We start from the raw sequence: 13,658 nt of genomic DNA on the forward strand, positions 1-13,658 counted from the left end.
TTGTCTGTATGGCGCCGACTCTTATTTTTTCAGCACCTGCGGGTTAACGCAGTTTTCTTTTACCTGGCCGTTCAGGGCGGCGATCAGGTTGTCGACGGCGCAGGCCGCCATCGCGTAGCGCGTTTCATGGGTGGCTGAACCGATGTGGGGCAAGGCCACCACGTTCGGCAGGCGTAACAGCGGGGAGTCAACCGACAGCGGCTCCTTGGCGAAAACGTCCAGACCGGCGGCGTGGATGGTGCCGTTAGTCAACGCGTCGATCAGCGCGCTTTCGTCTACGACGGCGCCGCGACCGATATTAATCAGGATCGCGCTGGGCTTCATCTTCGCCAACTGCTCACGGCCGATCAGGTTATGAGTTTCGGCCGTCAGCGGCAGGGTGATGCACAGAAAATCGGCTTCCGCCAGCAGGCTATCCAGGTCGCAATAGCGGGCGTTAAAGCGTGTTTCGGCTTCAGGATGATGATGGCGCGCGTTGTACAGCACCGGCATACTGAACCCCAAATGCGCGCGCTGCGCCACGGCCAGACCAATGCGTCCCATACCGAGAATACCGATGGTTTTATGATGGACATCCGAGCCGTACCAGTCGCTGCCGATCCCTTCTTGCCACTCGCCGGCTTTGACTCTTTCGGCCACTTCCACCACCCGGCGAGCGCTGCTCAACATCAACGCCAGCACGGTATCCGCCACCGTTTCGGTTAATACCGTGGGCGTGTGCATGAGGATAACGCCTTTTTCGTTCAGCGCCGCGACATCAAAATTGTCATACCCGACGGAAATGGTAGAGGCTGCGCGCAGGCGTGGGCTGCGTTGCAGAAAGGCTTTATCCACTTTACCGCCTGAACCGATGATCCCCTCGGCCTGAGCCAGAGCCGGATGATCCTCTGAGGGAAAATCGTCCAGTTCGGTGACGGTAAAGTGTTGATCTAAACGGGAACGTAAATCATCAGGGATATTTTTATACAGAATAACGCTTGGTTTCATCGCGAACTCCGGCAAATTAGGGAGAGTAAAGCATCCATAGCTGATGGCATCATCGTGCGGCCGGTAAGATACGGCCGGCCGCACGATATAGTATGCATGATGAAATAATAAAATTAGCAGAAAAAGTAAATCGCCATCAGGTCGGAGACGAAGGGAAAGCCGATTCCCGCAGGGTGCGCAATCGCAGAAGTTCCCGACCGTAATAGTCAATATCAAGCCCGTTTACGTCATCCAACTGTTGCTTAAAGTGGGGCGCGATGCTGGCCGCGCCGTTTAGCGCGCCACAAATGGCTGTCGCCATCGCGCCGATGGTATCGGTATCCCCGCCCAGATTGGCGCACAGAATGGCGCAGCGGTTGGGATCGGTTTGCGCCAGTTCGACCATGGCGATCGCCGCCGGGACGGATTCAATTATGTCCGTGCCGGTGCCGATCAGGTCATAAACGCGCGACATCGCGCATGTCGTTCCATTCGCGCGTTTCACCGTCTCCAATGCCAGTTCGATACGGCAGGCCATGGAAGCGCTGTAGGTGGTGACCCGCTTATGTTGCGCCGCCTGAGCGACCGCCGGCAGCTCATCGCTGATCCCTCCCCAGGTGGCGGAGCCGTCAATCGCTCTGGAAATGGCCCAGGCGATCGCGGTAGCGCCGGCGACGGCGACATCGGATTTATGCGTTACGCTGGATGCCTGCTCCACGTTGCAGATGAAATCACTCAAAGAGTGGGGCGGCAGCAGGCAGCCCAACGGGGAAACCCGCATGGCGGCGCCGTTCGTGACGCCATTGTTTTCCAACTCGCGGATATCGGCGCCTTGCTGTAGCGCGGTCAACGCGGATTTGGATGTCGGGCCGAGGATATTTTTCTCAAAGGCGCCGAAATCCTTGGCCCACCGCAAAATATTTCTTCCTATCGCCGCCGGTTCGATCTGGCCTTCACATTCAATCAGCGCATCCGCCAGCGCAATAGCCATCGCGGTGTCGTCGGTATATTGCGCGGCTCGAAAATAGCGGGCGGCGATATTTTCCGACGGGCCGGGCAGAAAGCGGTCAATCCAGCCAAAATGGTTTTTAATCCGTATGCGAGGCCATAATTCTGAGGGCATTCCCATCGCATCGCCCAACATCTGACCATATAACGCCCCATTAATACGGTTTTGCTCATTTGATGACATGGCACGAACATCCTTAGCAAGCCTGGATAATCTCTTTTTCAGAGATACCATCCAATTAGCAATATCATGGTAATAGATTGATTTTTCTAATAAACATATCTAAACAAAGATTAAATAATAAAGCCGGAAGCGTTAGCCGATAGCGTAACACCAGATAGAAACAGGATAGAACGTTTAGCGGAGTTCGTTGAACTGAATGTGAGGGTTTATTTAGGTTGGCGGTGAAGGACGTTGACCGCGGTTAATGCTGACTGATGAATGGGTTAGCCCATTGCATAATTAGCATCGTCGCCTGGGTTTCCTGATTGAAGTTCTCATCGACGACGACAAAGCCCCGCTTGCGATAAAACGCACAGGCCCGTTCATTGCGCTGATAGGCTTCCAGGCTGAGCAACGAAAATCGCTGTTGAACGTGGCTGATTAAAGCGGAGCCTACGCCTTGACCCCAGTCGCCCTGCTGCACGAACAGCGCGCCGATAAATCGCTTTTCCAATACGCTGATAAAACCGGCGAGCCGTCCTTGTTCTTCATATACCCAGGTTTGCGATTGCGGAAGGTAAACATCACGTACCAGCGCGGCGCTTTCCTGCCAGTAAGCGGCGCGAATAAACGGGTGGGCCAGCGTGGTGCTTTCCAGCCACAGCGACATCAGCGGTTCCAGATCCTGCGACGGGTATTTGCGGATCATGGCGTGGGCTCTTGCCGGCAAAAGCAGTCGATGACGTGGTCGTTCACTAGTCCGCCGGCTTGCATGAAGGCGTAACAGATGGTGGAACCGATAAATTTAAAACCGCGCTTTTTCAATGCTTTTGACATGGCGTCTGAAATCTCGGTTTTGGCCGGTACGTTGGAAAGCGCTAGAGGACGATTCAGTTTCGGCTGATGGTCAACGAATGACCAGATGAATTGAGAGAAACTTTCGCCCTGATTTTCCATCGCCAGCCAGGCGCGGGCATTGGCGATAATGGCTTCGATTTTTCCACGGTGGCGGATGATGCCGCTATCCTGCATCAGAACGTTTACGTCATCCTGGGTCATCCCGGCAATGCGATGCGGATCGAACTGATGAAAACAACGGCGATAGTTTTCGCGTTTTTTCAGCACGGTAATCCAGGAAAGCCCGGCTTGCTGGCCTTCGAGGCACAGCAGTTCAAACAGTTTTTGGCTGTCGGTGCAAGGTTTTCCCCACTCGTTATCGTGATAATCCTGATATAAGGCGTCCTGAGTGACCCAACCACATCGTTTCATCGGCTTTTCCTATCGTTAGGTTCTGGATACGGATTGTTATTCGGCGAGGTTATTGATATTGATATTGATGTCGCTGACTATTGCGTCATCATCGCATTTAAAATGCTGTATATGCAACCAGCTTATTGCGCCATATCTCACAGATATCCATGATGCTGACTGAGCGCGGCTGACAATCAAGCGGTTTCACAAAAACGATAACAAATGACAGATCGGGGTGTGAAGAATGGCAGTCGAGTGGATTTTGGCCTATCTGGCCTTAGGCGCCGTTGTGGGTTTTATGGCGGGGCTACTGGGGATTGGCGGCGGCGGCATTATGGTGCCGATTCTGACGGCGATGTTTGCCGCTCAGGGCGTACAGAATGTACATCTGGTGCATATGGCGCTGGGAACGTCGATGGCGGCCATCGTGATTACGGCCATCTCCAGTTTGCGCACCCATCATCAGCATCAGGCGGTGCTGTGGCCGGTGGTCTGGCGGATTACGCCCGCTATCCTGATCGGCACCTTCGCCGCCACCTGGCTGGCGACATTGCTGCCGACGCGGGCGCTGGCGATCTTCTTCTCCTGCTTCATGGCCTATGTCGCGCTGCAAATGGTGTTGAATATCAAGCCGAAACCGCAGCGCCAGCTGCCCGGCACCGCGGGAACCTCTCTGGCCGGGTTATGTATCGGCGGCATCTCCGCGCTGGTGGCGATCGGCGGCGGCTCGCTAACCGTTCCTTTCCTGACATGGTGCAACGTGCGTATTCAGCAGGCAATCGGCACCTCGGCGGCGGTCGGCTTGCCTATCGCGCTGGCGGGCGCGTTGGGATACATGATCAACGGCTGGTCGGCGGCCGGACTGCCCGACTACAGCATCGGCTATGTTTCCCTGCCGGCGGTGGTCCTGATTTCGGCGGTAAGCTATTTCACCGCGCCGGTCGGCGCGCGTCTGGCGCACCGTCTGCCGGTCGCCACCCTGAAAAAAGTCTTCGCCGGGCTATTGCTGCTGTTAAGCCTGAAGATGCTGCAAACGGTGTTTAGCGGCTAAGGTTTTTAAATGCAATAGTTCAACCAATGCGATTTGTTCTCTGAACCGTCACCGGCAGGTATCCGATAGACCTGCCGGTGACGGCATCTGTTTACGTCATTGCCCGCCTGTTCGGATCGCGTGGCAAACGTCGCCGTTTTCTGGTTAAAACAAACGTAACTGGTTCAATTTAAGAACATTCCTGAACACCACGTCGCATCGCAAAAGCTGCTGTTTATCGTTGACAATTTAGCCGCCCGCTCTAAAAATGCGCACAGTCATATGTCGTGTACTAACAGGGAGTGAGTATGATGCTGGTCGCTCCGCTCCCGTTTTCTGGTGTACCCATCACGGGGGTATTAGGTACTTTATTGTTTTTTGTGAAAATAAGCGCAGTTTCTACATGGATTTAGGGTGGCTCAATGGCTTTACACGGAAGATTAATATTGAACGGGGCTGACTATGCTCCTTTTAACCTGTACGGCGTAGGCGTGTTCATGGCTTTCTCTGGCAAGGGAGTTTATCGAAATAAAGGTGCATGTAGAGCTATACCCAATGATGGTCCACTACCACCAGGTAAATATTGGATTGTAGAGCGTGGCACCGGCGGCATTGGCTCTTGGATTAAAGCTAAATCTCAAGATATGTTCAATAAGTTCTACTATGGTGCTGAATTTGGTCGTGATGAATGGTTTGCCTTATACAAGGACGATTTGAGCATAGATGATCATACTTGGATTAATGGTGTTAAACGTGGACTATTCAGACTTCATCCTGGCAGAGTTTCCGAAGGTTGCATAACGATTGCGCGCAACTCAGATTACGCGCTAATAAGAAATGCTTTAATGAGAACACCCCCCATGCAAGTACCCTGCATGAAATCACTTATGGCTAGAGGCTGGGTTGAGGTAGTAGCAAATGGCTATAACAACACTTGCCCGTAGGATCTCTAAGATAACATTTTATGCCCTTATATCTCTAATAGTAGGGCGCACATTGGGAAATCCTGAAATATGGTTTGACCATGAACTAGCAACCCAAATAGGTCATATGATCTATGGTGCCGGTGAGATAGGGGCGGACAACTTTTATGATCTCTATTTTTATATTTCAGTAATCACAATCTTTTCTATTACGACTGTAATTTACATTTTAGTAATGAAACTACTCAAAAAAATAAGGAGAAAGTAAAACGCCAATCCCTCCGTAAATGTGGCTAAAGGATGATGGTGGCGCAGACATTAAAGGTTCTGTGGCTGTTCAAGATCGCGAAGGAAGCATAGAAATTATCGGGTTAAGTCACGGTATTACTTTACCAGTAGACAGGGCCGACACTCTTCCATGATGATCGCAAAAGAAGTTTATTCACCCCCGTTTATCATAACAACCCTTTCGCATTTCATCCGATCGACACCTCGGCGGCGTTGATATACATGATAAACGGCTGGTTGGCGGCTGGGCTGCCCGACTACAGCATCGGCTATGTTTCTCGGCCGGTGACGGCATCTGTTTACGTCATTACCCGCCAGGTTGGATCGCGTGGCAAACGTCGCCGTTTTCTGGTTAAAACAAACGTAACTGGTTCAATTTAAGAACATTCCTGAACACCACACTGCATCGCAAAAGCTGCTGTTTATCGTTGACAATTTAGCCGCTCGCTCTAAAAATGCGCACAGTCATATGTCGTGTACTAACAGGGAGTGAGTATATGGTTGGTCGTTCGCAACACTATCTGGAGCCGGGATATTGCGTGGTTGATACCCCCGGCACGTTATCCACTCAGGCCGGCCTGCTGTTTCGCGGCAGGAATACGCCCGCCGCTCGTTACTTTATGCAGCTTAATGCGGATACGCCCTGGTTAAAGCCGGGACAAATTCTGCTGGTGGCCGATCCCGATAATCCTCGTCAAACTTACCCACTGAATCAACTGCGTCAGGCCAAGCAGCAGGTAAATCAGTCGATGGCGTTTGTCTCGCCGGAGCAGGGCGGTTTTCTGCAACAGCATTACGATACGCTGGCCGCGGTACTGGTTGGAACGGAGAAAGGGATAAGTTTTGGCAGTGATGCCGGTAAACAGTATGCCCAGCGTATCGACCAGTTGCTGCGTAAGATAGAGAGCACCTATCAAAATCAGTTTCGCACCCAGGGAACGCTGGTTGGGCAGCAGTTCTATGCTGAGCGGCGTCGGCTTTTCGGCGAACTTAATAGCCTGTTACAGCAACCGCTGGCAAAACGCATAGCCTACCGGGCGTTGCAACTTCGTCCGTATGAAAATCTGCGCCACGCGCTAGGGCTGTCGAGCCGCTCGATAGTGCATCACTGGAGCAACGTCGGCGTGGGTGCCATTCCGGGGTACGCCGCGTATCTGGAGGCCTCGGCGCGAGCGGTAAAATACATGAAAACCGGGGGCTGGATAGGGTTGGGGGTGGCCGGACTCAGCGCCACCAACGATATCTATCATGCCTGTACGGTAGGTCGGGAAAGCGAATGCCCGGCGGTGGCGATAAAAGGCTATACGGCTTTTGTCGGTGGGGCGTCAATGGGGATTTATGGCGGCTCGATGGGAGCAACGGCCGGCAGTGCCGTCTGCGTGGCTCTGGGGATTATTACGGCGCCAACGGCGGGAGCTGGCGGACTGGCTTGTGCTCTAGTGGGGGGGGCAATTGGAGGGGCCGTTGGGGGTTATGTCGGCGAATTGGGGGGCGAGTTCACAGGTGAACTGCTTAACCGAATTTTGATTAATTAAAGGCCACCTGTTATGAAATTAACGATTCTGTATGTAGGTGCAGGAATGGGGGCTTTGTCTCCTTTAGTGTGGGTATTCAGCATGGTGTATTTCGGCCTGCACCGTAAAAAATATGAGCAACTGATCTCGCTGTACCGGCAGGAGGGGTTGCCGTTAAGCGCGCAGAATAATCTGATGTCGTTTCTCGGTTACTGGGGAAGCTTTTCCCTGGCCCTATTTTTTAAACGCGTACTGGACGGCAAACCGATCAATATCGCGCCGAAACAGCCGCTGCCGCCGGAGGTTTATGCCTTTGTGGCATCACAGTCGAGGGAACTGACCGGCTGGATCCGAGTTTATTATTATATCCATGCGGCTTGTTTTTCGATGTTTGTGATTGGGAGTGGGATCGCCTTTTTTGGCAAATGGCAAGGATGGTACTGATGAAATAACGTGTTAGCGATCGGTCGCAATCAAGCAGCAACCTGGGTTAAGGAGTTCCTGGGCTGCACCATCGTCCAACTACTGGACATGGAAGTCGGCGCAGGCTCTTCTCATCCGACGATTTGTCTGCAGAACTCTGGCCCGAAATAATGATGACAACCAAGATAACGCAATTAATTTTTAGCTACAGGATAGAGAAGCATGAGCTTCATCGTGATGGTTACAGGGATGGTGATGCTTATATTGGCTCCTTTGGTATTGGCGTTCAGCATGGTGTATTTCGGCCTGCACCGTAAAAAGTACGAGCAACTGATCTCGTTATATCGACAGGAGGGTTTGCCGTTAAGCGCGCAGAGTAATCTGATGTCGTTTTTAGGTCACTGGGGCAGTCTTTTCCTGACCCTGTTTTTTAAACGCGTACTGGACGGTAAACCGGTCAATATCGCGCCGAAACGGCCGCTGCCGCCGGAGGCTTACGCCTTTGTGGCGTCTCAGCCCAGGGAACTGACCGGCTGGATCCGGATTTATTACTATATCCATGCGGCTTGTTTTTTGATGTTTTGGGTTGGTTGTGGCATCGCCTATTTAGGCGAATGGGCAGGATGGTACTGACGAAATTCTGGACCAATATCAGTCGATACCGTGAGACATAACCTTCTGCTGATTGATGCATGAGGTTTGTGACTGGCGATTAGGGAATTCCCTCTATATTTCTGTCTACGGTAAATATCGCCAGCGATGCTAGTAAGTCGAGCCGCTCGATAGTGCATCACTGGCGCAGCGTCGGCCTGGATGGTGATGTTTGTGATTGGGTGTGCCATTGTCTTTTTGGGATCCGGTTGGGATGGATTGGCTGAGTGTCAATTGTTGCCGTGTAATGCCGCAAATCACCGCCGATATGAACTTGTTGCCGCATTCTGGCTGTATATCTCGCATTCAGAGGGTATACTGGCGCCTTTATTATCAATCCACATGTATCGCGTGCGAATCCAAATGCAAAAGTTTGATACCAAGACCTTTCAGGGTCTGATCCTGACGTTACAGGATTATTGGGCGCGTCAAGGCTGCACCATAGTTCAACCATTGGACATGGAAGTCGGCGCCGGCACCTCACATCCGATGACCTGCCTGCGGGCGCTTGGCCCGGAACCTATGGCCACCGCCTATGTTCAACCGTCCCGCCGTCCTACCGACGGCCGCTACGGCGAAAACCCCAACCGCCTGCAACACTACTACCAGTTCCAGGTTGTGATTAAGCCGTCCCCCGACAATATTCAGGAACTCTACCTGGGTTCTTTGAAAGCGCTGGGGCTGGACCCGACGATCCACGATATTCGTTTCGTGGAAGATAACTGGGAAAACCCGACGCTGGGCGCCTGGGGGTTGGGCTGGGAAGTGTGGCTGAACGGCATGGAAGTGACCCAGTTCACCTACTTCCAGCAGGTCGGCGGTCTGGAGTGTAAACCGGTTACCGGCGAGGTGACTTACGGTCTGGAACGTCTGGCGATGTACATTCAGGGCGTGGACAGCGTTTACGATCTGGTCTGGAGCGACGGCCCGTTAGGCAAAACCACCTACGGCGACGTGTTCCATCAAAACGAAGTAGAACAATCGACCTACAATTTCGAATACGCCGACGTCGACTTCCTGTTTACCTGCTTCGAGCAGTATGAAAAAGAAGCCCAGCATCTGCTGGCGCTGGAAAAACCGCTGCCATTGCCTGCCTACGAACGTATTTTGAAAGCGGCGCACAGCTTTAACCTGCTGGATGCGCGTAAAGCTATTTCCGTTACCGAGCGTCAGCGCTACATCCTGCGTATCCGCACCCTGACCAAAGCGGTAGCCGAAGCCTACTATGCCTCCCGCGAGGCGCTGGGCTTCCCCTTGTGTAGCAAGAATCCGTGCAACAATAAGAAAGAGAGCTAAGAGGCAGCCATGACAGACAAGACTTTTCTGGTGGAAATCGGCACGGAAGAGCTGCCGCCGAAGGCTCTCCGTAATCTGGCGGAGTCTTTTGCCGCCAACTTTACCGCGGAACTGGATGCCGCCGGCCTGACTCACGGCGACGTGAAATGGTTTGCCGCGCCGCGCCGTCTGGCGTTGAAAGTGGCCACCTTAAGCGCCGCGCAGCCGGATCGCGAAATCGAAAAACGCGGCCCGGCGATAGCGCAGGCGTTTGACGCCGCGGGCAATCCGACCAAAGCGGCCGAAGGCTGGGCGCGCGGCTGCGGCATTACGCTCGATCAGGCCGAACGGCTGAAAACCGATAAAGGCGAATGGCTGCTATACCGCGCGCAGGTTAAAGGCGAACAGGCTCAGGCGTTGCTGACCGGCATGGTTAACAATTCGCTGGCCAAACTGCCGATTCCAAAATTGATGCGCTGGGGCGATAAAGACACGCAGTTCGTGCGTCCGGTGCATACCGTCACCCTGCTGCTGGGCGATGAACCGATCCCAGGCCAGGTGTTGGGCATTGATTCCGCCCGCACTATCCGCGGTCACCGCTTTATGGGCGAAACTGAATTCACTATCGATAACGCCGACCAGTATCCGCAAATCCTGTTGGAACGCGGTAAGGTCATGGCGGACTACGACGCGCGTAAAGCGAAAATCAAGCAGAATGCCGAATCCGCCGCCCGCAAGATTGGCGGTAACGCCGATCTGAATGACAGCCTGTTGGAAGAGGTCGCCTCGCTGGTGGAGTGGCCGGTGGTGCTGACGGCGAAGTTTGAGGAAAAATTTCTTGCGGTGCCATCGGAAGCGCTGGTTTATACCATGAAGGGCGACCAGAAATACTTCCCGGTTTACGACAACGGCGGCAAGCTGCTGCCGAACTTTATCTTTGTCGCCAACATCGAATCCAGCGATCCGCAGCAGATTATTTCCGGTAACGAAAAAGTGGTGCGTCCGCGTTTGGCGGATGCGGAGTTCTTCTTCAATACCGACCGTAAAAAACGCCTGGAAGACCATCTGCCGCGTCTGGAAACCGTGCTGTTTCAGCAACAGCTAGGCTCGCTGCGCGATAAAACCGATCGCATTCAGGCGTTGGCCGGTTGGGTGGCCGAACAGATTGGCGCCGACGTGAACCACGCTACCCGCGCGGGGCTGTTGTCCAAGTGCGACCTGATGACCAACATGGTGTTCGAATTTACCGACACGCAGGGCGTGATGGGGATGCACTACGCGCGTCATGACGGCGAAGCCGAAGATGTCGCCGTGGCGTTGAACGAGCAGTATCAGCCGCGTTTTGCCGGTGACTCCCTGCCGTCTTCCGCGGTGGCCTGCGCGCTGGCGATTGCCGATAAGATGGATTCGCTGGCGGGGATTTTCGGCATCGGCCAACATCCGAAAGGCGATAAAGACCCGTTTGCCCTGCGCCGTGCGGCGTTAGGGGTCTTGCGCATCATCGTCGAGAAAGGGTTACCGCTGGATCTGCAAACGCTGACGGAAGAAGCGGTGCGCCTGTATGGCGACAAGCTGACCAACGCCAAGGTGGTGGATGATGTGATTGAGTTTATGCTCGGTCGCTTCCGCGCCTGGTATCAGGAAGAAGGTCATAGCGTGGATACCATTCAGGCGGTGCTGGCGCGCCGTCCGACTCGCCCGGCGGATTTCGATGCCAGGGTGAAAGCGGTGAGCCACTTCCGTACGCTGGAGGCGTCTGCCGCACTGGCTGCGGCCAATAAACGCGTTTCCAATATTCTGGCGAAATCCAGCGATACGCTGAAAGAGAACGTTGAAGCCGCTTTACTGAAAGATCCCGCGGAAATTACGCTGGCGACGCATCTGGTGGTACTGAACGACAAGCTGGAACCGCTATTTGCCGAGGGGCGTTATCAGGAAGCGTTGGTGGAGCTGGCTGCGCTGCGTGAGCCGGTTGACGCCTTCTTCGATCAGGTCATGGTGATGGCTGACGACGCGGCCGTGCGCGTTAATCGCCTGACGTTGCTCAATGCGTTGCGTAATCTGTTCCTGAAAGTGGCGGATATTTCGCTGTTGCAGTAATGTTCGCGCGCGTCCTCTTCACGCCGAAGGGGGCGCGCGTTTCTGACGGTTTTGCCTGTTCTTAACGGCCCGATTTCTCCAATGCTATGCGATAACCGGGTTAATATCAGCGTATTTCCAACGTCTGAAGATTTGAATTATTTATGGCGTAATTAGCCTGGCGCTCGTTTTTATATTAATTATTTAACACATAAATATAAATTAAATATCATCCCATTAACGCAAGCCATTAATTAATACTTCATATTCTCAACATAGTGACAATTATTTTTTTACCTATATTAGTCATACCGTTAACGTTAATTATAACCTTAGATATCTTATTGTTTTTATTCTATTTCATTTTTTGTGAAATAGAATAAAGATCACAATTATCCTGTAATGACAGGCTTATACTAAAAATAAACTCTGATTGTTACTGATGTGCCCAAACGTATAAGTAAAATAAATAACACCATGATTTTATTTATTATAGCAATGTCGATAGCTTCGCAAGTACAGACGGGCGGCGAACGGGTCATTCAGGAAAAGCGCGGCCAACGTACCTGCAACTTGAAAGATGAAGGGTATATTAATTTCTTGATTACTAGACAGAGGAATAGTCCTGTTGTTGGTCAGGTAGGACAAAAAAGAATGAAATAATAACCGGGGTATTTGAACCGATAGCGCCATGACTCTCTGTCTGCTGTAGAACTATTTATATAGCTTATTATCAATTACAGGAGTTCATTATGAGTGCGATTAACTTTTCTATCCCGCGTGATATCACCTATGGTGAAAATGCGATGGCGCGGCTTGCTACCTTAAGGGGTAGCCGGGCGGCGATTGTCACCGGCGGCAGCTCGATGAAGCGGCATGGCTTTCTGGCCCAGGCCGAACAATTGCTCAATCAGGCGGGGATGGAGTGCCTGCTGATTGATAATGTTGAGCCCAACCCCTCGGTGGCGACGGTACAGCGCGGCGCCAAAGCGATGCTTGAATTCCAGCCGGACTGGATTGTGGCGATTGGCGGCGGATCCGCTATCGACGCGGCGAAAGTCATGTGGTGTTTCTATGAGCATCCGCATCTTAAGCTAGAGGATATCCTGCCCGTCGGTTCCATGCCGCCGCTGCGCAACAAGGCCAAATTTGTGGCGATCCCTTCCACCAGCGGCTCGGCTTCGGAAATCACCGCCTTTTCCGTGATTACCGATACGGAAAGCCATATTAAATACCCGATCGTTGCCTCAGATATGGTGCCGGACATCGCTATCCTCGATCCGGCCATTCCGGCAACCTGTCCGCCGCACATTACGGCGCATTCGGGCATGGATGTGTTGACCCATGCGCTGGAAGCCTACGTGTCCACCGCCGCTACCTCGTTTACCGACCCTTATGCGCTGGAAGCCATCCGGCTGGTATTTGAGAATCTGGAGACGGCCTACCTTTCACCGGATAACATGCAGGCGCGCTACCACATGCACAACGCTTCTGCGCTGGCGGGTATTGCGTTTACCAACGCCTCTCTGGGCATCATCCATTCGCTGGCGCATAAGATTGGCGGCGAGTTCGGCGTAACGCACGGTCTGGCCAACGCGATAATGCTGCCTTACGTGATTCAGTTTAACCGTCACTGGACCAATAAATATCAACAGATCGAAAAACGCTTTGGCATTATCAATCTGCCCGAAGCCATTCGGGATCTGAACCATCGGTTAAACATTCCCGATACGTTCCGCGAGTGCGATGAAGTGGATTTCAGTGAAGATAAATTCATGAAGGTGCTTGACCGCATGAGCCAGAATGCGCTGGACGATCCTTGTACGTTGACTAACCCCGGCGATCCGAAAGTGGAAGATATGAAGGAGCTGTATACCGTTTCCTACTACGGAAAGTGATCAGCTAACGTTAGCGTCCGGGGTCGGGGCGGCCGATCCCGGATGTTTTTTTATGATTTTGTTTTTTCGCCCGGTCTTATCAAACTGATTCTACTATGCTTACTGTCATGCCCTTCACCTTCAGGCTGCCGCCGCGCCGGCTTCATTGCCCGTTTGCAGCGCGGCAAGCGGCGTGCAAACTGCGCCAGG

At 52.8% G+C, this 13,658-nt stretch carries 12 protein-coding genes and 2 pseudogenes; 10 read left to right on the top strand and 4 right to left on the bottom strand.

Annotated features, from left to right (window positions below):
* Positions 1 to 21 precede the first annotated feature (21 nt).
* The 4 genes from ghrB to ACN28R_RS19455 all read right to left on the bottom strand — a co-directional run bounded on the left by ghrB (position 22) and on the right by ACN28R_RS19455 (position 3,406).
* On the bottom strand, positions 22 to 987 hold the full coding sequence (gene ghrB / locus ACN28R_RS19440) for a glyoxylate/hydroxypyruvate reductase GhrB (protein WP_048636947.1): 966 nt from the start codon (positions 985 to 987) through the stop codon (positions 22 to 24).
* Between the two features lie 136 nt (positions 988 to 1,123).
* Entirely contained in the window at positions 1,124 to 2,158 is a 1,035-nt protein-coding gene (locus ACN28R_RS19445; protein ID WP_095835253.1) for an ADP-ribosylglycohydrolase family protein, read from the bottom strand.
* Between the two features lie 241 nt (positions 2,159 to 2,399).
* Complete coding sequence (locus ACN28R_RS19450; protein ID WP_048636949.1) at positions 2,400 to 2,846, bottom strand: N-acetyltransferase; 447 nt, start codon at positions 2,844 to 2,846, stop codon at positions 2,400 to 2,402.
* Positions 2,843 to 3,406, bottom strand: coding sequence for a DNA-3-methyladenine glycosylase I (locus ACN28R_RS19455; RefSeq protein ID WP_048636950.1), 564 nt, complete (start codon positions 3,404 to 3,406; stop codon positions 2,843 to 2,845). Before ACN28R_RS19455 ends, ACN28R_RS19450 begins: the two co-directional genes overlap by 4 nt.
* Positions 3,407 to 3,632: 226 nt before the next feature.
* Between ACN28R_RS19455 and ACN28R_RS19460 the strand changes: the two genes are divergently transcribed.
* From ACN28R_RS19460 to ACN28R_RS19505, 10 genes and pseudogenes are all read left to right on the top strand, one after another.
* Positions 3,633 to 4,439, top strand: coding sequence for a sulfite exporter TauE/SafE family protein (locus ACN28R_RS19460; RefSeq protein WP_048636951.1), 807 nt, complete (start codon positions 3,633 to 3,635; stop codon positions 4,437 to 4,439).
* Positions 4,440 to 4,840: 401 nt separating this feature from the next.
* Positions 4,841 to 5,362 (top strand): DUF2778 domain-containing protein, encoded by a 522-nt coding sequence (locus ACN28R_RS19465; protein WP_095835254.1) that lies wholly within the window; start codon positions 4,841 to 4,843, stop codon positions 5,360 to 5,362.
* Between the two features lie 266 nt (positions 5,363 to 5,628).
* Positions 5,629 to 5,751, top strand: a pseudogene (locus ACN28R_RS19470) (type VI secretion system tube protein Hcp); the annotation flags it as partial.
* 375 nt (positions 5,752 to 6,126) lie between these two features.
* Complete coding sequence (locus ACN28R_RS19475) at positions 6,127 to 7,164, top strand: hypothetical protein (RefSeq protein ID WP_095835256.1); 1,038 nt, start codon at positions 6,127 to 6,129, stop codon at positions 7,162 to 7,164.
* Between the two features lie 12 nt (positions 7,165 to 7,176).
* Positions 7,177 to 7,587 (top strand): hypothetical protein, encoded by a 411-nt coding sequence (locus tag ACN28R_RS19480; RefSeq protein ID WP_145957984.1) that lies wholly within the window; start codon positions 7,177 to 7,179, stop codon positions 7,585 to 7,587.
* A 9-nt stretch (positions 7,588 to 7,596) separates the two neighbouring features.
* Positions 7,597 to 7,734: pseudogene (locus ACN28R_RS19485) on the top strand (hypothetical protein); the annotation flags it as partial.
* Between the two features lie 54 nt (positions 7,735 to 7,788).
* Positions 7,789 to 8,199 (top strand): hypothetical protein, encoded by a 411-nt coding sequence (locus ACN28R_RS19490; RefSeq protein WP_095835258.1) that lies wholly within the window; start codon positions 7,789 to 7,791, stop codon positions 8,197 to 8,199.
* A 381-nt stretch (positions 8,200 to 8,580) separates the two neighbouring features.
* Entirely contained in the window at positions 8,581 to 9,513 is a 933-nt protein-coding gene (gene glyQ, locus ACN28R_RS19495) for a glycine--tRNA ligase subunit alpha (protein WP_095835852.1), read from the top strand.
* Positions 9,514 to 9,522: 9 nt separating this feature from the next.
* On the top strand, positions 9,523 to 11,592 hold the full coding sequence (gene glyS, locus ACN28R_RS19500) for a glycine--tRNA ligase subunit beta (RefSeq protein ID WP_095835259.1): 2,070 nt from the start codon (positions 9,523 to 9,525) through the stop codon (positions 11,590 to 11,592).
* Between the two features lie 731 nt (positions 11,593 to 12,323).
* Positions 12,324 to 13,469, top strand: coding sequence for an iron-containing alcohol dehydrogenase (locus tag ACN28R_RS19505; protein WP_048636956.1), 1,146 nt, complete (start codon positions 12,324 to 12,326; stop codon positions 13,467 to 13,469).
* The last annotated feature ends 189 nt before the right edge of the window (positions 13,470 to 13,658 follow it).

The organism is Brenneria goodwinii (genome assembly GCF_002291445.1).
Taxonomy (GTDB): Bacteria; Pseudomonadota; Gammaproteobacteria; order Enterobacterales; family Enterobacteriaceae; genus Brenneria; species Brenneria goodwinii.